17 protein-coding genes are annotated in these 20528 nt (G+C 71.8%); 3 read left to right on the forward strand and 14 right to left on the reverse strand.

Going from position 1 to position 20528, the window contains the following annotated elements; all coding sequences use genetic code 11:
* Window positions 1-233: 233 nt before the first annotated feature.
* Window positions 234-1979: a hypothetical protein gene (locus tag AB0J72_RS44290; RefSeq protein ID WP_363411239.1), complete on the forward strand. Its 1746-nt coding sequence runs from the start codon at window positions 234-236 to the stop codon at window positions 1977-1979.
* Window positions 1980-3648: 1669 nt separating this feature from the next.
* Here the strand turns inward: AB0J72_RS44290 and AB0J72_RS44295 are convergent.
* The 5 genes from AB0J72_RS44295 to AB0J72_RS44315 form a co-directional block, all read right to left on the reverse strand.
* Window positions 3649-4251 carry an ATP/GTP-binding protein gene (locus AB0J72_RS44295; RefSeq protein ID WP_203848113.1) on the reverse strand — a complete coding sequence of 201 codons (603 nt, stop codon included), beginning with the start codon at window positions 4249-4251 and terminating at the stop codon, window positions 3649-3651.
* Window positions 4232-4609: a DUF742 domain-containing protein gene (locus AB0J72_RS44300; RefSeq protein ID WP_033358337.1), complete on the reverse strand. Its 378-nt coding sequence runs from the start codon at window positions 4607-4609 to the stop codon at window positions 4232-4234. The genes AB0J72_RS44295 and AB0J72_RS44300 overlap by 20 nt, the downstream gene beginning before the upstream one ends.
* Window positions 4610-4701: 92 nt before the next feature.
* Window positions 4702-5106: a roadblock/LC7 domain-containing protein gene (locus tag AB0J72_RS44305; RefSeq protein ID WP_033358336.1), complete on the reverse strand. Its 405-nt coding sequence runs from the start codon at window positions 5104-5106 to the stop codon at window positions 4702-4704.
* Window positions 5103-8555, reverse strand: coding sequence for a sensor histidine kinase (locus tag AB0J72_RS44310; RefSeq protein WP_363411243.1), 3453 nt, complete (start codon window positions 8553-8555; stop codon window positions 5103-5105). The genes AB0J72_RS44305 and AB0J72_RS44310 overlap by 4 nt, the downstream gene beginning before the upstream one ends.
* A 300-nt stretch (window positions 8556-8855) precedes the next feature.
* Window positions 8856-9926: an adenosine deaminase gene (locus AB0J72_RS44315; RefSeq protein ID WP_363411245.1), complete on the reverse strand. Its 1071-nt coding sequence runs from the start codon at window positions 9924-9926 to the stop codon at window positions 8856-8858.
* A 17-nt stretch (window positions 9927-9943) separates the two neighbouring features.
* Between AB0J72_RS44315 and AB0J72_RS44320 the strand changes: the two genes are divergently transcribed.
* On the forward strand, window positions 9944-10771 hold the full coding sequence (locus AB0J72_RS44320; protein WP_363411246.1) for a putative RNA methyltransferase: 828 nt from the start codon (window positions 9944-9946) through the stop codon (window positions 10769-10771).
* A gap of 28 nt (window positions 10772-10799) precedes the next feature.
* On the opposite strand, the gene AB0J72_RS44325 is transcribed toward AB0J72_RS44320, so the two are convergent.
* The 9 genes from AB0J72_RS44325 to AB0J72_RS44365 form a co-directional block, all read right to left on the reverse strand.
* The gene (locus tag AB0J72_RS44325) at window positions 10800-11480 is read right to left on the reverse strand and encodes a DUF4272 domain-containing protein (protein ID WP_363411249.1); all 681 of its coding nucleotides are present in this window, start codon (window positions 11478-11480) and stop codon (window positions 10800-10802) included.
* Window positions 11481-11514: 34 nt separating this feature from the next.
* Complete coding sequence (locus AB0J72_RS44330) at window positions 11515-11883, reverse strand: cupin domain-containing protein (protein ID WP_363411252.1); 369 nt, start codon at window positions 11881-11883, stop codon at window positions 11515-11517.
* Entirely contained in the window at window positions 11883-13160 is a 1278-nt protein-coding gene (locus tag AB0J72_RS44335) for a thymidine phosphorylase (protein ID WP_363411255.1), read from the reverse strand. The genes AB0J72_RS44330 and AB0J72_RS44335 overlap by 1 nt, the downstream gene beginning before the upstream one ends.
* Window positions 13157-13861, reverse strand: a complete 705-nt coding sequence (locus AB0J72_RS44340) for a cytidine deaminase (RefSeq protein WP_363411258.1) — start codon at window positions 13859-13861, stop codon at window positions 13157-13159. Before AB0J72_RS44340 ends, AB0J72_RS44335 begins: the two co-directional genes overlap by 4 nt.
* Before the next feature lie 2 nt (window positions 13862-13863).
* Window positions 13864-15114, reverse strand: coding sequence for an ABC transporter permease (locus tag AB0J72_RS44345; RefSeq protein WP_363411261.1), 1251 nt, complete (start codon window positions 15112-15114; stop codon window positions 13864-13866).
* Window positions 15111-16250, reverse strand: coding sequence for an ABC transporter permease (locus AB0J72_RS44350; RefSeq protein WP_363411264.1), 1140 nt, complete (start codon window positions 16248-16250; stop codon window positions 15111-15113). The genes AB0J72_RS44345 and AB0J72_RS44350 overlap by 4 nt, the downstream gene beginning before the upstream one ends.
* 91 nt (window positions 16251-16341) lie before the next feature.
* On the reverse strand, window positions 16342-17862 hold the full coding sequence (locus AB0J72_RS44355) for an ABC transporter ATP-binding protein (RefSeq protein WP_363411267.1): 1521 nt from the start codon (window positions 17860-17862) through the stop codon (window positions 16342-16344).
* A gap of 69 nt (window positions 17863-17931) precedes the next feature.
* Window positions 17932-18996, reverse strand: coding sequence for a BMP family ABC transporter substrate-binding protein (locus tag AB0J72_RS44360; protein ID WP_363411270.1), 1065 nt, complete (start codon window positions 18994-18996; stop codon window positions 17932-17934).
* A 196-nt stretch (window positions 18997-19192) separates the two neighbouring features.
* Window positions 19193-19531 (reverse strand): hypothetical protein, encoded by a 339-nt coding sequence (locus AB0J72_RS44365; protein WP_363411273.1) that lies wholly within the window; start codon window positions 19529-19531, stop codon window positions 19193-19195.
* A gap of 58 nt (window positions 19532-19589) precedes the next feature.
* Between AB0J72_RS44365 and AB0J72_RS44370 the strand changes: the two genes are divergently transcribed.
* A complete protein-coding gene (locus tag AB0J72_RS44370; RefSeq protein ID WP_363411276.1) occupies window positions 19590-20525 on the forward strand; it encodes a MerR family transcriptional regulator in 936 nt (311 codons plus the stop codon).
* Window positions 20526-20528: the final 3 nt, after the last annotated feature.

The raw sequence follows: 20528 nt of genomic DNA on the forward strand, positions 1-20528 counted from the left end.
CTCGGTGCCGGAGCTCATCGAGATCTTCGCGCCCGCGGACAGCGCGAACCACTCCAGGGGAACCTGCATCGACGCGGCGAGGTCGAGGGCGGCGACCGAGCGCGTTCGAGAGCCCGGGCACCGAGGCGCCGACGCCGCCGTACCAGCCGGCCGCCTACCAGCCGCCGACGCCGACCTACGCGCCCGCGCCGCCGATCCCCCCGACGTACCAGCAGCAGCCGGTCCCGGCGTCGATGCAGTCGATCCCGGTCCCGCTGCAGCCGGCGCCGCCGCAGCCCGTGCCGGTCGCTCCCCTGCCCGTCGCGCCCGCCCCGGTCGCGCCGCCGCCGGTCGCCCCAGCCCCGGTGATCCCGCCGCCGGCCGCGAGCGAGCAGCCCACGTTCGCGTCGCTCATGCCGACGCCGCCGCCGGGCATCGCCCCGCTGCTGGCCGACACCGGCTTCGACTTCACCCGCCCCTCCTCCGCGCCGCCGGCGGCGGCCGCTCAGGAGAGCGACAGCGGCTCGATCCGGCTCAGCGACCTCAGCGCGCTCGGCGAGCCGCCGACGATGGACCCCGGCACGCCCGCGCCCAGCACGCGGAGCGGCTGGCCGCTGGGCGGCCCGGACACCAGCGACGCGTTCGACGGTGACCCGCTGAACATGACGACCTCGGCGTTCGCGACGGAGAGCACGCCGTCCGCGCCGCCGGCGTCGTCCTTCTCCTCCGACCTGAGCAGCCTGCCGCGGCTGAGCGACATCCCGAAGCCGCCGGCCGAGCTGGAGGCCGAGGACGACTTCGGCCGTCGCTCCTCGCGCGGCTCGCGCGCCGAGCGGTCCGAGCACACCGAGCTGCTGAACCGCTCGGAGCTGAGCCGGTCCGAGCGCAACAGGGCCGACCGCAACCGCTCCGACCGGGACCCGCTCAACCGCTCCGACCTGTCGGCCTCCACGGATGTCGAGGCCGAGGCCGCGGCGGAGTCGACGCGTGGGCGGCGCGCCAGTCGTACCGACGACGCAACGACCGCCGGAAGGACGGAAGGCCGCAGGTCGGCGCGGGCCGAGGAGGCCGCCGCCGCCACGCCTCGCGCCTCCCGCACGGAGATCCCCCGGTCGGAGCGGGCGCGGACGGAGATCCCGCGGTCCGAGCGGGCCCGCACCGAGATCCCCCGCAGTGAGCGTTCCCGGGCCGAGCGCCCCGTCGAGCTGCCCCGCCAGCGCGAGGGTCGCGTCCCGCCCCCGTGGCAGACCGGCGACCTGCCGGCCGAGCCGGCCGGGCTGCGCCTGGTCGAGCCGGCCCCCGTGCCGGACCCGGCGCTCACCGGCTACTCCGACGAGCTCAGCGGGGAGTACAGCGGCGAGTTCCGCTTCGAGCCGCCCGCGCTGCGCCTCGTCGAGGACCGGGCCGCCCCCGCCGCCGCCGAGCGGGCCACGGCCCGCAGCAGCGGCACCGGCGCCGGCCGCAGCCGCCGCGCCGCGGCCGCCGAGGCATCCGCGCTGGCTTCGGGTCCGGCTTCGGCCTCGACCTCGAAGTCCGACGAGGCGGACGGTGACCTGTTGATATTCGCCGCGGCTCGCTCCGCGTGGTTCACCGACTGGGACGCCGACAGCGAGTCGGAGGCCGCCGCCGAGCGCCCCGCGGTCAGCTGGGAGAACCAGAACGACTCCGCCTGGCGCGCCGCCGAGCAGGCCAGCCAGCCGAAGCTCGGCGACGAGACGTCCACCGGCCTGCCGCGGCGCGTGCCGCAGCAGAACCTGGTGCCCGGCGCCCCCGTCAACTCCCCCGAGCGCCCGCTCCGCATCGTCCGCGACGCGGCGCAGATCGCGGCGCACACCACCGGCTACTTCCGCGGGTGGCGCCGGGGCCAGGAGGTCGGCGGCTTCTCCGTCGGCGGCCGCCCGGGCCGCGAGGCCGCCGGCGGCTGGGACTTCAGCCGCGAACGCGAGGCCAGCCGCGACTACCAGGAGCGCGAGTTCGAGTACCGCTCAGCCCGCCGCTGACCCTCCACCAGCAATCAGGGCCGCCCGATCTCTTCGGGCGGCCCTTTGCTTTGCCTGGCTTCGTCGCTGTACGTGATGCACTGATGATCGAGCGTCGACTTCGCAGGGCGCCGCTGGCGCCGGGCCGCGTCCCGCCGGGAGAATTGGGGGGTCTCAGATGGACTGTGAGCCTTCGATCCCCGCCGGGGAGGTTCAGGTGTGACTTGCAGGCGCGCAGGCGTCTCACGACACGTCAGGACCGTCTCACGGGCGGTCACAGCTCGTAGGGGTAAAGGGCAACCCGCACACAGGCGCTTTGTCGTGACATCGAGCTGGACGAGCGTGCCCGCCGGGTCCAGCACTGACTCGCAGTCACCAGTCGGAAGGAGAAGCACCCGCAGGATGACGCATCTTCGATCACGACCGTCGCCGGCACCTCCGCCGGCCTGAGTTCGCCTAGCCAGGTGAGCGGAGCCTCAACCGCCCACTCCACGTGATACGTCCCGGGCCGCAGGCGTACCGGCCGGCCCCGCCCACGGCACAACGACACCACCGACGACGGTCCGGACCGCCGTCACCGGCAACGAACCCCACCCGACCCGCCGCAACCTCTCCACCACCACCAACACACCGCCCAGCCGGCCACCACCGGTCCCGCCTTGATGCCCGAAGGACGGACACCCAGCACGCATGTGCCGCAGCGGTCGATGGCCGCGACGGGAAGACCGCGCCATCGACCGATCCAGCACGCACCGTCCAGACTGCGATGCCGACCGGTGTCGCGGCGCCGCTCGTGCACCGGCCGCCACGAGAAACCACACAACCTGCCCACCCAGACCGCCGAGCTGCCCGCCCGCCGAGCCACCACACAACTCGCCCACCAGACCGCCGAACTGCCCGCCCGCTGAGCCGCCGCGCGACCCGCCCACCACGCCCAAGCCACCGCACGCCCACCGACAGAGCGCCACGCGACCCCGCCCACTGCACCCAAGCCACTCACGGCCTCGCGCCAGACCACCACGCGACCCGCCCGCACGACCCAGGCCCACCACACAACCCGCTCACCAGACCGCCGAACTACCCGCCCGCCACGCCCCGGTCACCGCACGAGCCGCTCGCCAAACCGCCCGCCAGACCGCCGAGCTGATCCCCCGCCGGGCCATCGCGCCGCCGTGCGACCCGCCCGCCAGAACCCAGGCCACCGCACACCCACCGACAGACCGCCACACAACCAGCCCAGCAGACCGCCGAGCTGCCCGCCCGCCGCGCGACCTACCCGCCACGCCCAAGGCCACCGCGCAACCCACTCACCGGACCGCCGAGCTGCCCGCCCGCCGCGCGACCTGCCCGCCACGCCCAAGGCCACCGCGCAACCCACTCACCGGACCGCCGAGCGATTCCAACCGCCGGGCCACCGGGCCGGCGCGCGACACCGCCCGTCACGCCCAAGCCACCGCACGACCCGCCCGCCAGAGCGCCCTGCCATCGCATGCCCTGCCCGCCAGACCGTCGCGCGGGCCGTCCGCACTGGCCCTGGGCACCGCGCGGCCTGCCCGCCGGGGTGGCCGGCGGATTCGTCCGCTGGGGTGTCGAGCTGGGAGGTTGGTGGAAATGGCGCGCGCACCGTGGCCGCCCTGCTGAGGAGGCGGCGACGGTGCGCGCGGTGAGGTGCTGGAGAGGGGGTGGTGCGTTACGCGGGGGCGGTGGCCCGGGTGCGGCGCATCGAGAGGACGTACTCGACGAGCGAGATGAGGACGTTCTTCGTCGACTCGCGGGAGCGGGCGTCGCACGAGACGACCGGGACGTCGCTGGAGATGGCGAGCGCCTCGCGGACGTCGTCGGCGTTGTGGTACTGCACGCCGTCGAAGCAGTTGATCGCGACGAGGTACGGCAGGCGCCGGTGCTCGAAGAAGTCGATCGCGGCGAAACAGTCGGCGAGGCGCCGGGTGTCCACCATGACGACAGCGCCGATGGCGCCCCGGACCAGTTCGTCCCACATGAACCAGAAGCGGGTCTGGCCCGGGGTACCGAACAGGTACAGGATCAGGTCACGGTCGATCGAGATACGACCGAAGTCCATCGCGACCGTGGTCGTCGTCTTGCCGGGGACATTGCGGGTGTCATCCACACCGACGCCGGCGGACGTCATGATGGCCTCGGTGGTCAGCGGCGTGATCTCCGAGACCGAGCCGACCAGTGTGGTCTTGCCCACGCCGAACCCTCCGGCGATGACGATCTTCGCTGACGTGACCCGCCCTGGGCGGACTGCCACGTCAGAGCCTCCGAAGTCCACTCAGCACCCTCTCAAGCAGTTCTGTGCCCACCGACTCGTTTTCGTCGAGCGAGGTCGGCTCGTACACCGCGACGAGACCGTCTGCAGCCATGTCCGCCACAATGACCCGCGCGACACCCAGCGGAAGCTGCATGCGCGCCGCGATCTCAGCGAGAGACTGCAGGCGACCGTCGCAAAGCGTTGAAATGTATTGCTGTTCTTGTCCGTGAGCGCCGCCCGGCCGAGAGTTGGCCGCGCGACCCCGCACGGTGGTCTCGACCAGCGCCTCGATCGCGATGTCCAGCTTGGGCCGGGTGCGACCTCGGGTGACGGCGTACGGCCTGACCAACGCGCCGGTTGGTTCATCGCGCTCGGCCATGGTCGCCGTTCACCTCCTCACTCGTCGGGCCTCGTCAACAGCGTCAACAGTTATTGCGTCATGCGCTAAAGCGGAAAGCACCTAGTTCAGTTTCAGCCGAGCATCGATGCAGTCGGCCGGGGTGGCGGCGTCAAAGCGTCACCGACCCGGTCGACCAACAGCGCCATCTCGTAGCCGACCTGACCGACGTCGCACGCCCGGGCCGCGAGGACCGCGAACGAGGAGCCGTCGGAGATCGACATGAGGAAGAGGAAGCCGTTGTCCATCTCGACGACGGTCTGCAGCACCGCCCCACCCTCGAAGCAGCGGGAGGCGCCCTGCGTGAGGCTCACCAAACCGGAAGCGATCGCGGCGAGCTGGTCGCCACGGTCGCGCGGCAGGTCACGAGAGGCGGCCAGCAGCAGACCGTCAGCCGAGACGGCTACCGCGTGGGCGACGCCCGGCACCCGGTCTGCGAAATTGGCCAGTAGCCAACCGAGATCCTGTGTAGATGTCATGCCTCTTGCTCCTTGCCAACCTGCGAGTTTTGAGGCCCGGCCGAAGTGGGCTCCGGGGTTTTCGAGTCGTCGGACCGGGTGCGGCCGCGCTGAACGCCTCGGTGATAAGCGGACAACAGACCACGCACGGACTCCGGCGTGCGCCGGTGGACCGTGGCGGGGTTCTTCTCCACCCCGCCCGGGACCAGTTGCGCTTGCGGCACGCGTTTTGGCAAACCCGTGTCGGTCTTCGCAAATTCCTGCTCCTGGGCGAGTGCGGCGGCCGCCTGCCATCCTTCGTCTGCCGCAGTCTGCCAGTTTACCGCCGAACCGCCGGTCGCCCGGTCGGCCGAACCTCGCGAAGCTTCACCCGGAACCCGGGTTTCAAATCGCTGCGGAGGCACGTATGCCGTGTCGCTGTAGGTCACCTCGACCGGCCGCGTCGAGGCGCCGTTGGACGCCGGCGCCGGCGCGGCGGGCGCGGCCGGGGCGGCGGCGACAGGCTCGTCGTCGAAGGTCGGGCGCTTGCTGGTGCTCTGGAACCAGGCCGACTCCAGCTCGCGGAAGATCGGCAGCTCCATCGTCTCGTCGACGAAGCGCTGGCGGGAGTCGCCGGCCTCGCTCTCGGAGGACGCCGGGTCCCAGTCGAGCCGGACCCGCGGGATCTCCGCCGTCATGTCCACCGGCACGTACGGGTCGGCGGAGGCGGCCGCGGGGGCCGGAGCGGGCGGCTGCGCCGCGAACCGGTCGGGCTGCTGCTGCGGCCCAGCCGAGACCGGCGGCCAGGCGGGCGGTGCCGCCGCGGCCGGGGGCGGCGGCGCGCCACCGGCGGCGTACGCCGCGGGGACGTCATAGCCGCGCGGGTCGGACGACTCGGGACGCTGCCGCGGGATCTGGCCGCTGACCTCGTCCTCGGCGACCTCGCCCTCGACGGTCCAGTTCTCGTTGGCGCGGCGCTGCGGCAGCGGGTTGAGGTCACCGGGCGTCCGGCGCTCCTCGGACTGCTCGCCACCCACACCGGTCAGGTCCGACCAGGCGGGCAGGCTGCGACCGGCACCGGGACCCTGCTGGGCCGGCGGGCGGGGGCCGAAGCCACCACCGTCGCGCGGACCGGGACCGGCGTCGCGCGGGTCGATGCGGGGGAAGGCGCCGCTGGGACCGCCGGCGAAGCTGTCACGCGGGGGCGGGCCGGCGGGGTTCGCACCACCGAAGCTGTCGTGGAACGCGGCGGGCGGCGTCTCGCGGCGCGGCGGGGTGCCGTTGGCGAAGCCGTTGACCGTCGGCCGCTCGCCGGTGTGCGGGCCGGAGCCGAAGAGGCCGCTGCTGGTGAGCGTGCCGAAGCGCGGACCGCCGCCGTTGCCGCCGCCGGCCGGGCCGCCCACGGGCGTCGGCCCGCTCTCCAGGGCGAGCGGCGAGGCGAGCGGGGAGCGCGGCGCGGGCGTCGCCGGGATCGGCCGGGCCTGGACCATGTCGTTGGGGCCGACGGCGGGCATGCCCGCGGTCGGCATGCCGGCGTTGGCGCGGCCGGACAGGGCCCGCGGCACGAGGACGCCGGCGGGCAGCGTCATGTCGGCGATGGTGCCGCGCTCGCGCGCGGCCCGCAGCTCGACCTTGACGCCGTGCCGGGCGGCCAGCCGGGCGACCACGACGAGGCCCATCATCCGGGAGACGGCGACGTCGACCATCGGCGGGTTGGCGAGGCGCTCGTTGAGCTCGTTGAGCTGCTCGGGCGAGACGCCGATGCCGTGGTCCTCGACCAGCAGGACGGCGCGGTCGCCGACGCGGCGGGCCTCCACGATGACCGCCGAGTCCGGCGGGGAGAAGGCGGTCGCGTTGTCGAGCAGCTCGGCGACCAGGTGGACCATGTCGTTGACCGAGTGGGCCGCGATCTCGATGTCCCGGTCGATCATGCCGAACTCGATGCGCGTGTAGTGCTCGACCTCGGACTGCGCGGCGCGGAGCACGTCCATGAGCGGCGCGGGCTCGCGCTGGATACGGGTCGAGTCGGCACCGGCGAGGACCAGGAGGTTCTCGTCGTTACGGCGCATCCGGGTGGCGAGGTGGTCGAGCTGGAAGAGCTCGGCCAGCCGGTCCGGGTCCTCCTCGCCGCGCTCCAGCCGGTCGAGGTGACCGATGAGCCGGTCGACCAGGATCTGGGAGCGGCGGGCGAGGTTGACGAACATCGTCGCGACGCTGGCCCGCAGTGCGGCCTGCTCGGCGGCGGTGCGGACGGCTTCCAGGTGGACGGCGTTGAACGCCTCGGCCACCTGGCCGAACTCGTCGCGGCTGCGGACCGGTAGTGGCTCGGCGATCTGCAGTGCCAGTTGGTGCGGTGACATCTGACCGGCCAGGGCCGGGTCGCGCAGTCGCTGCACGGCCTGGGGCAGCCCGTACTGCGCGACGGTCAGCGCGCCGTGGCGCAGCTCCCGCAGCGAGCGGGCCATGGACCGGGCCACGATCCAGGCGAAGAGGATGGCCAGCAGCAGCATGCCGAGCAGGGCGCCGGCGGTGACGAGCACCTGGCGCTGCAGGTCGTTGCGGTGCGCGGTGGCGCTCTCGATGTTGTGCTCGTCGAACTCGACCTCGATGCCGCGCAGCAGGTTGGCCTTGTTGACCATCGAGTTGTCCCACGCGGCCGCGGAAGGCAGGCCGGTCTGGGGCAGGTCCTCGCCGGTGAGCGGGGTGAGCTGGCCCTCGAACTTCGCGGCCTCGCGCAGGTCGGAGCCGGCGATCTTCTTGTCGAAGAGGTCGCGGTGCCACGGCTCGGAGACGACCCGGAACTGCTCCTCGGCCTGATCCTGGCCGTTGAGCGCGGAGTCGAACTCCTTGCGCAGCTGCGGCGTGAACTTCCTGGTCGTCAGGACCCGCAGCACGACGACCCGCTCGAGGGAGACCTGCTCCTTCATCTCGGAGATCGCGGCGGCGGCGCGCATGTCGGCGCCGAGGGTCGGGTTGTTGGACAGCTCGGCCGCGGCGTCGCGGATGCTCAGCAGGTCGTCGATCAGCGTCCGGTACCGGCTGACGACGGTGCTGGCCAGGATGTCCTTGCCGCCTTCGGAGATCTGCTTGCGCATCCCCGGCAGGTCGAGCAGCTGGGTGTCGATCGCGGCGAGCTGCTTGCGGAAGTCCTCGGGCGGGTCGGCCAGGCCGGACCGGGTGAGCCGGTATTCCTTGCTCGTGTCCTCGGTCTTCTGGATCTGCCGCTCGAAGGTGGCGCGAGCCTCGACGCTGCCCTGCTGGTCGAGCACGCCGAGCAGGAGCGCGGCGTTGGCGCGCTCGCTCTGCAGCTCGTGCACGAGCGAGGAGGCCTTGGCCGACAGCCCCGACAGGGTGCGGGCCCGGTCGGCGTCGTTGGCGTCACCGATGTTGTCGACGAGACCGTTGGTGCCGACCACGATCGTCGCGATGATCGGGACGATCATGATCAGGCCGAGCTTCGACCAGATCGGCAGGTCTCGGAGCCGGCCCACCGGGAGACGCAGACGCGACGAGACCGGCTCCCGCGTCGTTGGCCGTTTGCTCACTTCACCGCCCTCCGAACCGGGGCCTTGTGAAACAGCAGGCACCCGCGACCGGCCGACCCTACTGGGCCAGACCTCCGAGATTCCACCATGTCCCGTCGCAAGAAGAAAGCCCAGGCCTCCCGCTAGCCGTTATGTTCCGCATGAAGAAAAAAGTCCGTTTGACGGTAAGTTCAGCCGATCATCCCCCTACGCTGGGCGATTTACCCGATGCACGCAGATGATGACGGCTGACAAATCGGTACAAAATTACGACATCAACTTCGCGTACGCGGGCTTGATCACCTCGTTGATCAACGCCAGCCGCTCATCAAACGGAATAAAGGCGCTCTTCATTGCGTTCACTGTGAACCACTGCAATTCGGACCAGCCGTAGCCGAACGCCTCGACCAGCAGCGCCATCTCGCGGCTCATCGAGGTGCCGCTCATCAGCCGGTTGTCGGTGTTGACCGTGACCCTGAAGCGCAGGTCACGCAGCAACCCGATCGGGTGCTCCCGGATCGAGGCGGCGGCGCCGGTCTGGACGTTGGACGACGGGCAGAGCTCAAGCGGAATGCGCTTGTCCCGCACGTAGGCGGCGAGCCGGCCGAGGGAATTGTCGGCCGCGACGTCGTCGACGATGCGCACACCGTGTCCGAGCCGGTCGGCGCCGCACCACTGGATGGCCTGCCAGATCGACGGCAGCCCGAACGCCTCGCCGGCGTGGATGGTGAAATGCGAGTTCTCGCGCTGGAGGTACTCGAAGGCGTCGAGGTGCCGGGTGGGCGGGTAGCCGGCCTCCGCCCCGGCGATGTCGAAGCCGACCACGCCCGCGTCGCGGTACTGCACCGACAGCTCGGCGATCTCCATCGAGCGGGCCGCGTGCCGCATCGCGGTCAGCAGCGTGCCGACCCGGATCGGGTTGCCGGCGGCCGCCGCCTCGGCGGAGCCCTCGCGGAAGCCGTCGAGGACCGCCTCCACCACCTCGGCCAGCGCGAGGCCCTGGGACAGGTGCTGCTCCGGCGCGAAGCGCACCTCCGCGTAGACCACGCCGTCGGCCGCGAGGTCCAGGGCACACTCCCGGGCGACCCGGACCAGGGACTCCCGGGTCTGCATCACGGCGACCGTGTGGGCGAAGGTCTCCAGGTAACGCTCCAGCGAACCGGAGTCGGCCGCCGCGACGAACCACTCCCCGAGGCCCTCCGGGGTCGCGGCGGGCAGCTCGTGGCCGATGCCGGCGGCGAGGTCGAGGATCGTGGCGGGGCGCAGGCCGCCGTCGAGGTGGTCGTGGAGAAGGGCTTTCGGCGCGCGACGGATCTCGTCGTAGGTGGGTGCAACCATGGAACGACACTAGTAGCGTGCACGCCTCCGTCATCACACATCTGCGGTGTCCGGTCTGCGCCGGTCCGCTCACGGCCGCCGGTCGGGCGCTGCGCTGCGCCGCGGGCCACTCGTTCGACATCGCGCGGCAGGGTTACGTCGACCTGACCGCGGGCCGGTCGGTGCACACCGGCGACAGCGCCGAGATGGTGACCGCCCGGGAGGCCCTCCTGGAGGCGGGACACTTCGACGTCGTGTCCGACGCCGTCGCGGCAGCGGCGGCAGGTGTACCGGGAGCCGGCCTGATCGTCGAGGTGGGGGCCGGGACCGGCCGTTACCTGGCGCGGGCCCTCGGCCCGGACCGGGTCGGGCTCGCCGTGGACGTGTCGAAGGCGGCGCTGCGCCGCGCGGCCCGGGCCGACCCCCGCATCGGCGCGGTGCGCGCCGACGTGTGGCAGGGCCTGCCGGTCCGCGACGCGGCCGCCGATGTGATCCTCGACATCTTCGCGCCGAGGTCGGGCCCGGAGTTCGCCCGAGTGCTGCGCCCCGGCGGCGTCGCCGTGGTGGTCACCCCGGCGCCCGGGCACCTCGCCGAGCTGGTGGCGGCGCTGGGCATGGTCGGCGTCGACCCGGCGAAGCCGGAGCGGCTCGCGGCGAGCCTGCGCCCCTGGCTCACGCAGGTGGACGAGGTGCCGCTGCGGGCCACCCTGGCGCTGGACCGCGCGGCCGCGGCGGCCCTGGTCGGGATGGGTCCGAGCGCATGGCACACCGACCCGGCCGCGGTGACCGCCACCCTGGCCGGGATGCCCGAGCCGATCACCGCGACGCTGGAGGTGCGCCTGAGCACCTGGCGCTCAGGCGGATAAGCCAGCGCTCAGGTGGATAGGCCGGCGCTCAGGTGGATAGGTCGACCTCTTCCCATCCGGGCGGGTCGCCGTGGTACGGCCCGGTGAAGACCACCGCCCACTCGAGGGCCCAGCGGCGCTGGCCGACGGCGTTGGAGTCGAGCTGGCCGGGCAGCGGCAGCCGCCGCCGCTCCGCCTCCAGATAGGACCAGTCCAGGCAGTAATAGAGGTCGAGCTGCGCCGCGGCGTCACCCGCACCGCGCGGTGCGGCCAGGGTGCGCTGCCGCCACGCCGAGAAGGTCTCGCCCTGCGGCAGGTTGGGCAGCCGCTCCATGAGCCCGTCGGCGGAGGGCAGCAGCGGATCGAGGTCCATGGCGATGCCCAGCAGCCAGGACAGCGCGAAGAGCGCCTCCAGGTGCAGCCCGAAGGACCGCTCGTCGCCGTCGCCGTCGGCCACGAACTGCCACTCCGGCCCGGTCAGCCGGTCCTGCAGACCCGACCGGTCCAGCCAGTGCGTCGCGAGCTCCGGCGGCATGCCGGCGACCCGGGCGAGCACGACGTTGAGGATCGCCGCGCGCGCCTCGATCTCCGCACCGGGGCGCAGCTCCACCAGGTCGCCGGGCTCCCAGGCGAGCGGGAAGTTGGGCGGTGGTAGCGGGAGCCGCAGGCGGTGCAGCTCTTCGAGGCTCGCCTCCCGCACCCGCTGCGGATCCGGCGACGTCACGGTCACCCGGGCACTGTAGCCGCCGGATCCAGCAGTGTCTCTAGGAGTCGCCCTCGGGATCGCGGCGGGCGAGGTCGGGGGCGAAGGCGGGCAGGCAGACCGCGACGTACTCGGCGCCGTCCGCGGTGGGGGTGGTGTACCTGACGCGTTCCCCCGCCCGGGTGACGATCGCCTGACCTGCGGTGACGTCGAAGTGGCCGCCGTCGTGCTCGACCCTGACGGTGCCGCGGAGCACGATCGTGAACTCGTCGAACTCCGGCGTCTGGAACGGCTCGGTCCAGCCGCCGGGGGCGATCATCTTGGCGATCGACGCCGCGGACTCACCGGAGTTGACCCGGCCGACGTACTCGTCGATGATCTTGCCGCCGGGGACGGGGATCTGGGTGGGGGCCTTGATCAGTTCTGGCATCAGGAGATCCTGTCGAGAATCAGCGGTCGGGAGGGTGGCGGCGTGTCCGACAGCGTGACCGCGTCGCGGGCCACGGCCAGCGCCGCCGGGAGCTTACCGGCGTCCTCGGCCCGCAGCTCCATGATCACGTCACCGGCCCGGACCACCTCGCCGGGCTTGCGGTGCAGGATGATGCCGGCCGACGCACTGACCGGGTCCTCCTTGCGGGCGCGGCCCGCGCCGAGGCGCCAGGCGGCCACGCCGACGGCGTAGGCGTCCATGGTGGCGACGAAGCCGTCGGCGTCGGCGGTGACCGTCTCGACCTCGTGCGCCACCGGCAGCGGCGCGTCCGGGTCGCCGCCCTGGGCCCGCACGAGGGCCCGCCAGGAGTCCATCGCCCGCCCGTCGGCGATCGCGGCCTGCGGGTCGGCGTCGCCGAGGCCCGCCGCGTCCAGCATCTCCCGGGCGAGGGCCAGGGTCAGCGCGACCACGTCCTGCGGCCCGCCGCCGGCGAGCACCTCCAGGGACTCCTCGACCTCCACGGAGTGCCCGACGGTCCGGCCGAGCGGCACCTCCATGTCGGTGAGCAGGGCGACGGTGGTCACGCCGTGGGCCTTGCCGAGCTCGACCATGGTGCGGGCCAGCTCGCGCGCGTCGGCGACCTCGCGCATGAAGGCGCCGGAGCCGAACTTCACGTCCAGGACCAGCGCGCCGGTGCCCTCCGCGATCTTCTTGCTCATGATCGAGCTGGCGATCAGCGGGATCGCCTCGACGGTGCCGGTGACGTCGCGCAGCGCGTACAGCTTCCGGTCGGCGGGCGCGAGGCCCTCCCCCGCGGCGCAGATCGCGGCGCCGACGCTGCGCAGCTGCTCGACGAACGCCTCGTTGGACAGCTTCGTGCCGAACCCGGCGACCGCCTCGAGCTTGTCGAGGGTCCCGCCGGTGTGGCCCAGCCCGCGGCCGGACAGCTGCGGCACCGCCGCGCCGCACGCCGCGACGAGCGGGGTCAGCGGCAGCGTGATCTTGTCGCCGACGCCGCCGGTGGAGTGCTTGTCGACGGTCGGGCGACCGACCCCGGACAGGTCCAGCCGCTCCCCCGACGCGATCATGGCGGCGGTCCAGCGGGCGATCTCGCCGGCGGTCATGCCGTTGAGCAGGATCGCCATCGCCAGGGCCGACATCTGCTCGTCGGCGACGACGCCCTTGGTGTAGGCGTCGACGACCCAGTCGATCTGCTCGTCGCTGAGGACGCCCTTGTCCCGCTTGGCGCGGATGACGTCCACGGCCGCGAAGCTCATGCCGCACTCCAGTCCTGCTCGATGCCGGCCGGCCGGGGGGCCTCCCCGGCCCATCTGGCGGTTCCCTGGGCGTCGACGACGACCACCCTCGGCGTGCGGACCCGCCCCCAGGCGACCCCCTCGTCGGCGGTGGCCCAGGTCGGGCCCTCCTCCAGGATGCCCGCCGGCTCGCCTTCCGCGGCGCCGGACGAGCGCTCCCAGTAGGCGGTCCAGACCTGCCTGCCGTCGGCGATGTCAGGGTGTACGAACACCGTGCCGGCGCCGACCTTCAGGGCGAGCGCGGCCGGGACGGAAGGACCGGCCGGGGCGATCCGCCCCAGGTCCGTATCGTCGAAGGCGTGCGGCAGCAGCGCGGTCATCGGCAGCGGGCCGTCGGCGTGGTCGATGAGGCAGTCCCCGCCGCCGTGCTCCCACAGCAGCTGCCGGCAGCGGCCGCACGGCATGAGCGGCCGCCCGTCGCCGTCCACGCACGCCAGGGCGACCAGCCGGCCACCGCCGGTGACCTGCAGGTTGGAGACCAGGCCGCACTCGGCGCACAGGCCGAGGCCGTAGGAGGCGTTCTCGACGTTGCAGCCGACGACGATCCTGCCGTCGTCGACGAGCGCCGCCGCGCCCACCGGAAACTTCGAGTACGGCGCGTAGGCGCGCGCCATCACGGTGACCGCCGCCTGTCGCAGCGCCACCCAGTCGACGTCCGTCACGCTCAGCCTCCCCGCCGGAACGGTTTGCCGTCCGCGGCCGGTGGCCTGAGTCGTTGCGCCGCCAGCGCCAGCACGACCAGCACGGTGATGTAGGGCGCCGCCTGCACCAGCGCGGTCGGGATCTTGTCCACGGAGAAGAACAATACGTAGGAAAGGACGCCGAGGACGGCGGAAGCGACCGCCACGAGCCGGTTGCGCCGGATGAACTCCCACACCGCGAGGGCGAGCAGCAGAGCGCCGACCAGGATGAGCAGGGCGTGCACGGACTCGCTGCCGCGCCGCAGCTGCAGCGCGTCGGTGTAGCCGAACAGGGAGGCGCCGACGGCGAGGCCGCCCGGCCGCCAGTTGCCGAAGATCATCGCGGCGAGGCCGATGTAGCCGCGGCCGCCGGTCTGCCCCTCGCGGTAGATCGCCGAGGTGACGGTCGACAGATACACGCCGCCGAGCCCGGCCATCGCGCCGGAGATGACCACACCGTAGTACTTGTAGCGGTAGACGTTGAGGCCGAGGCTCTCCGCCGCGTGCGGGTCCTCACCGACGGAGCGCACCCGCAGGCCGAAGGCGGTGCGCCAGAGCAGCCACCAGGTCAGCGGGATCAGCAGCACGGCGAGGATGGTCACCAGCGACACCTCGTAGAGCAGGCCGCGCAGTACCCCCGCGACGTCGCTCACCAGGAACCACTCGTGCTCCTCGAGGCCCTTGAGACCGTTGATGCCGGGCACCGAGATCCTGGGGATGTGCGGCACCTGCGGGGACTGCGTGGCGCCGGCGCTGCCCCAGGTGATGTAGGACAGGTACCGCACGACGCCGGGGGCGAGGATCGTCATCGCGACGCCAGAGATGATGTGGTCGACGCCGAAGGTCACGGTGGCGACGGCGTGCAGGAGCCCGCCGATGGCGCCGCCGAGGATGCCGATGAGCAGCCCGACCCACGGGCCGAACTCCAGGCTGCCCCACGCGCCGAACCAGGTGCCGAGGATCATCTGGCCCTCGAGGCCGATGTTGACCACGCCGGCGCGCTCCGCCCACAGGCCGCCGAGGCCGGCGAGCCCGAGCGGCACCGCCGCCTGCAGGGCGGCCTGGATGGCGCCCGACGAGGTGACGTCCGGGGCGTTGGCGAGCTGGTGGACCAGCGACAGGCCGATCAGCGCGCCGGAGATGATCAGCATGATCATCCAGCTCGACATCCGCCGGCCCTTGGTCTTGACCGGAGGCTGCGCCGCCGCCTCGGAGAGCATCGTGTCGGTGCTCACTTCGCCTCCTCCACTACCGGGGCGGGCGCGGCGGTGGCGGTGGCCACGCCGACCCGGCGCTGCTGGGCCCGGCGGCCGATGCGGGCGGCGAGCTCGTAGGCGATGACGACCGAGAGAACCGTGACGCCCTGCATGATCAGGACGATCTCTTTGGGGATGCTGTCGATGTCGAGGATGATCTGCGAGCTGGCCAGGAAGCCCCACAGGATCGCGGCGAGCGCCATGCCGATCGGGTGGTTGCGGCCGAGCAGCGCCACCGCGAGGCCGGCGAAGCCGATGCCGCCGAAGCCCTCGGTGTAGGTGTGGCTCTCGCCCAGCATGCGGGGCAGGTTGACCAGGCCGGCGATCGCGCCGGAGATCAGCATCGCGGTGATCACCATGCGCTTGGCGTTGACGCCGCTGGCGACCGCCGCGAACGGGTTGTAGCCGGTGGCCCGCAGGTCGAAGCCGAAGCGGGTGCGGTTGATCACGAACCAGTACGCGGCGCCGAGGACCACCGCGACGGCGAAGAAGCCGAGCACCTTCTGGTCGGTCCCGGAGACGATCGGCAGGCCGGGCATCCACGAGTCCTCGCTCAGGATGCCGGTGGTCTTGATCTGCGCGCCGGGCTCGGTGACGCCCCAGTGGTCGTTGAGCAGCCAGGTGATGACCAGGCCGCCGATCGCGTTGAGCATCAGCGTGGAGATGACCTCGCTGACCCCGCGCTGGGTCTTGAGCAGCGCGGCGATCGACGCCCACGCCGCGCCGACGATCATCGCGACGACGATGATGAGCACGATGCGCAGCGCGCCGGGCATCCAGTCCATGAACGACGCGCTGGCCAGGGCGCCGGCGAAGAACGCGCCGACCTTCGACTGGCCCTCGACGCCGATGTTGAACAGGCCCATCTTGAAGCCGAACGCCACGGCGACCGCGGCGATGTACAGCTCGCTGGCCTTGTTGAGGATCTCCACCTTCGTGTCCGGCAGCATGCCGAACTCGTACATGTGCTGGAACGCCAGCAGGGGGTCCTTGTCGCTGATCAGCAGGGCCACCGACGAGATCGCGGCGGCGATGATCAGCGCGGCGACCGGTGCGATCAGCTGCGGCAGCAGCTTGCCGACGTCGATGCGCCGGATCGCGGCGACAGCGCTCATGCCGACGCCTCCGCTTCGCCGCGGCGCCGCCGCGAGGCACGCGGAGCACCGAGCCGATGATGAACGGCTCCTCCGCTGCGCTCCAAGCCGTTCATGAAGGGATCTCCTCACCTGTGGCGCCGGTCATGGCGACGCCGAGCTGCTCGGGGGTGACGGTCGACGGGTCGGCGTCGGCCACCAGCCGACCACCGTAGATCACCTTCAGCGCGTCGGACAGGCCGATCAGCTCGTCGAGATCGGCGGAGATGAGCAGCACGCCCATGCCGGCGATCCGGGCGTTGCGGATGTGGTCCCAGATCGCGGCCTGGGCGCCGACGTCGACGCCGCGGGTCGGGTGGGCGGCGATGAGCACCTTCGGCTGGTGGCTCATCTCCCGGCCGACGATGAGCTTCTGCTGGTTGCCGCCGGAGAGTGCGACCGCGGCGACGTCGATGCCGGGCGTGCGCACGTCGTACTCGGCGACGATGCGGGTGGTGTCGCGGCGGGCGCCGCCGACGTTGATGAGGAAGCCGGTCGCGTTGGGCCGCTCGGTCTGGTGGCCGAGGATGCGGTTCTCCCACAGCGGCGCGTCGAGCAGCAGGCCCTGCCGGTGCCGGTCCTCCGGGATGTAGCCGATGCCCGCCTCGCGGCGCCGGCGGGTGGGCCAGGCGGAGACGTCGTCGCCGTCGAGGGTGACGGTGCCGGTCGTGGCGCGCATGCCCATGATCGCCTCGGCGAGCTCGGCCTGGCCGTTGCCCTCGACGCCGGCGATGCCGACGACCTCGCCCTTGTGGATCGTGAACGAGGCGTTGTCGACGATCGGCCGCCCGTCGGCGGCGCGGACCGTGAGCCCCTCGACGACCAGGACGGGCACCTCGGTGACGGTCGACTCGCGGGCCTCGGGGCTGGGCAGCTCGCTGCCGACCATGAGGGTCGCCAGCTGGCGGGCGGTGACCTGGTCGGGCTTGACGGACGCGACGGTCGTGCCGCGCCGGATGACGGTGATGTCGTCGGCGACGCCGCGGACCTCGTCCAGCTTGTGCGAGATGAACAGCACGGTCAGGCCCTCGCGGATGAGCTCGCGCAGGTTGCCGAAGAGCTCGTCGACCTCCTGCGGGACCAGCACCGCGGTCGGCTCGTCGAGGATGAGGATGCGGGCGCCCCGGTAGAGCACCTTGAGGATCTCGACCCGCTGGCGGTCGCCGACGCCGAGGTCCTCGACCAGCGCGTCGGGGTCGACGTCCAGCCCGTACCGCTGGGAGATCTCACTGATCTTCTGCTTCGCCCGGGCGCCGATGCCGTGCAGCTTCTCGGCGCCGAGGACCACGTTCTCCGTGACCGTGAAGTTGTCGGCCAGCATGAAGTGCTGGTGCACCATGCCGATGCCGGCCTCGATCGCGCGCTGCGGCGACGGGAACTTCACCGGGCTGCCCTCGATGAGGATCTCGCCCTCGTCCGGCGGCTGCATCCCGTAGAGGATCTTCATCAGGGTCGACTTGCCGGCACCGTTCTCACCGACGATCGCGTGGATCGTGCCCTTGCGGACGGTGAGGTTGACGTCAGAGTTCGCCACGACGCCGGGGAACCGCTTGGTGATCCCCTTCAGCTCGACGGCGGGTGGGTCCGCGGTCACGAGATGCTCCTTCAACAAGTGATGGCGGGGGACCGGATCACAGTCCCCCGCCTCACGTCCAGCTCTGGATTACTTGGTCGGCACCGTGATCTTGCCGGAGACGATGTCCGCCTTGAACTCGTCGAGCTTGGTCTTGATGTCGTCGACCTGACCGCCGGAGGTGGCGTAGCCGACGCCGTCGACCTTGAGGTCGAAGACCGTCGGGCCGGCCTTGAACTTGTCCTCGCCGAAGTCCTTGACGAAGTTGAACACCGCGTTGTCGACCCGCTTGAGCATCGAGGTCATGATGACCGTCTTGAGCGAGGCGTCGGTCACGGTGTTGTACTGGTCGGAGTCGACGCCGATGGCCAGGGCGTTCTTGGCCTTGGCGGCCTCGAAGACGCCGGTGCCGGAGCCGCCCGCGGCCGCGTAGATGATGTCGGCCTTCTGGTCGTACATACCGGTCGCGGCGGTCTTGCCACCCGCGGGGTCGTTGAAGCCCTTGCAGGCCTCGGCCGGGGTCGACAGGTAGTTCGTCAGCACCTTGACGTCGGCCTTGGCGGCCTTGGCGCCGGCGGCGAAGCCCGCCTCGAACTTCTTGATCAGGTCGACCTGGCAGCCACCGATGAAGCCGACCGTGCCGGTCTTCGTCTTCAGCGCGGCGGCCGCGCCGACCAGGAAGGAGCCCTGCTCCTCGGCGAAGACGAGGTCGGCCACGTTGTCGGCGGTGGTGCCGCCGTCGACGATGGCGAACTTGGTGTTCGGGCAGTCCTTCGCGGCGCGCGCGAGCGGGCCGTTCTTGGCGTCCGCACCGTCGTAGACGAAGCCGACCGCGATGACCGGGTTGTAACCCGTCGTGCAGAGCAGCTTCAGTCGCGCGTACTTGTCGTTCTCGCTCTCGCCGGCAACCGCGGCCAGGTCCTTGACCTCAAGGTTGAGCTCGCTCTTGACCCGGTCGAGGCCCGCTGCGGCGGAGTCGTTGAACGACTTGTCGCCGCGCCCGCCGATGTCGAACGCGAGGCCGACCTTGACGTTCTTCTTCGCCGTGGTGCCACCGCTGCTCGAGCTGCCCGGGTCGCTGCCCTTGTCATCACCGCAAGCGGTCATGGCACCCAACGCGACAATCGCCACCGCGGCGGCCGCGAGAACCTTCATCCCACGCACTCGGCGCAAGACGGTCTCCCTTCACCAATGCACCGCCCCAACGCGGTGAATCCCAACGGCGGGAGCGTACGCCCTCAGACCGACAGTTCCGCAGTTTGCTGCCGGGTTGGGAGGAGTGCGTTATAGGGCCGTGACGTGCCAGAGGTCCCTCCAGCGTACCGGCATCGATCTTGCACCGCCCTGCTTGCTACCAAAAGACGGCAACGGCGGCGTTAACGAGCGTTAGCCCCACCAAAGCCAGGAAATGCCCGCGGTTGACCTCCTCGCGCTTGCGGGAGAAGAAGGTCATGGCGAAGATCGCCAGGCCGATGAGCCCCTTGACGATCAGCTTGGCGGTGGGCGGTTCATGGCCGTCGCGCAGCGGCGCGGACAGCGCGATGCCGGTCACCACCTGGACGATCGCACCCCACAGCATCGCGTTGTTGATCCGCAGCTTGCCGGTGAGGTACTGGGTGACCGACCCGCCCAGCAGCAGCGCGAAGCCGATCAGGTGGGCATAGAGGAGGATGAGCCGCAAAGGTTCCACTGGCGCAAGGTAGCGCCTCCTTGACTCTCCAGCAGCTGGAGGGTCCACGATGGGCCGCATGAACATCGGCGAGCTGTCCCGGCTGTCCGGGCTGCCGGTCAAGACGATCCGCTACTACTCCGACGTCGGCCTGGTCCCGGAGGCGGAGCGCTCACACGCCGGCTACCGGCGCTACGACCACGACTCGCTGGTCCGGCTGGAGTTCGTGCGCACCCTGCGGGAGCTCGGGCTGGACATCGCGACCATCAAGCGGGTCCTGGACCGGGGCGAGGACCTGGGCGCGGTGGCCGCCGCGCACGCGGAGGCGATCGGCGTGCAGATCCGGGTGCTGCGGCTGCGCCGGGCGGCGCTGCGCGCGGTGGCCCTGCACCCGGAGCGGGGCGGCCCGACCCCCGCCGAGCTGGACCGGATGACCCGGATCGCGCAGGCCAGCACCGACGAGCGGCGCCGGATCGTGGACGAGTTCTTCGACAGCATCTTCGCGGAGCTGCCCAGGGCGGAGGAGTCGCCGGAGGCCGCGCAGTTCAGCGCCCGGATGCGCAGCGTCTCCCCCGACCTGCCCGACGACCCCACCGACGCGCAGATCGACGCCTGGATCGAGCTCGCCGGGATGCTCCGCGAGCAGGACTTCCGGGCCCGGCTGCGGGAGATGGGCAAGCGGAGCTTCGCCACGGACGAGCGCCGGCTGACTCCGACCGACATGTCAGAAATATCGTGGTTCACCGGCCACATCGCCGAGCACATGGACGCGGGCGTCGCGCCCGGCGGCCCGCAGGCGGTCCCCGCGGTGGCCGCCGTCCTGCGGCGGTGGGGCGTCGCCGAGGAGGACCGGGACCTCCTGATCGACCAGCTCACCCTCGCCGTCGACCCGCGCGCCGAGCGGTACTGGCAGCTCATGGCCGTAATCAATGGATGGCCGCCGATCCCGGCGACGATGCACAGGTGGGAGTGGTTCCTGAACGCCCTCCGGGCGGGCCGCGGCCCGTTAGCGTGACTC

The sequence above is a fragment of the Dactylosporangium sp. NPDC049742 genome (assembly GCF_040674675.1).
Taxonomy (GTDB): Bacteria; Actinomycetota; Actinomycetes; order Mycobacteriales; family Micromonosporaceae; genus Dactylosporangium; species Dactylosporangium maewongense.

What these genes read in the sequence shown, in the direction of transcription:
- AB0J72_RS44290 (WP_363411239.1), top strand. Translation starts at nt 234, where the DNA reads ATGCAGTCGATCCCGGTCCCGCTGCAGCCGGCGCCGCCGCAGCCCGTG.
- AB0J72_RS44300 (WP_033358337.1), bottom strand. Translation starts at nt 4,609, where the DNA reads ATGGCCGAGCGCGATGAACCAACCGGCGCGTTGGTCAGGCCGTACGCC.
- AB0J72_RS44305 (WP_033358336.1), bottom strand. Translation starts at nt 5,106, where the DNA reads ATGACATCTACACAGGATCTCGGTTGGCTACTGGCCAATTTCGCAGAC.
- AB0J72_RS44315 (WP_363411245.1), bottom strand. Translation starts at nt 9,926, where the DNA reads ATGGTTGCACCCACCTACGACGAGATCCGTCGCGCGCCGAAAGCCCTT.
- AB0J72_RS44330 (WP_363411252.1), bottom strand. Translation starts at nt 11,883, where the DNA reads ATGCCAGAACTGATCAAGGCCCCCACCCAGATCCCCGTCCCCGGCGGC.
- AB0J72_RS44335 (WP_363411255.1), bottom strand. Translation starts at nt 13,160, where the DNA reads ATGAGCTTCGCGGCCGTGGACGTCATCCGCGCCAAGCGGGACAAGGGC.
- AB0J72_RS44350 (WP_363411264.1), bottom strand. Translation starts at nt 16,250, where the DNA reads ATGAGCGCTGTCGCCGCGATCCGGCGCATCGACGTCGGCAAGCTGCTG.
- AB0J72_RS44360 (WP_363411270.1), bottom strand. Translation starts at nt 18,996, where the DNA reads ATGAAGGTTCTCGCGGCCGCCGCGGTGGCGATTGTCGCGTTGGGTGCC.
- AB0J72_RS44370 (WP_363411276.1), top strand. Translation starts at nt 19,590, where the DNA reads ATGAACATCGGCGAGCTGTCCCGGCTGTCCGGGCTGCCGGTCAAGACG.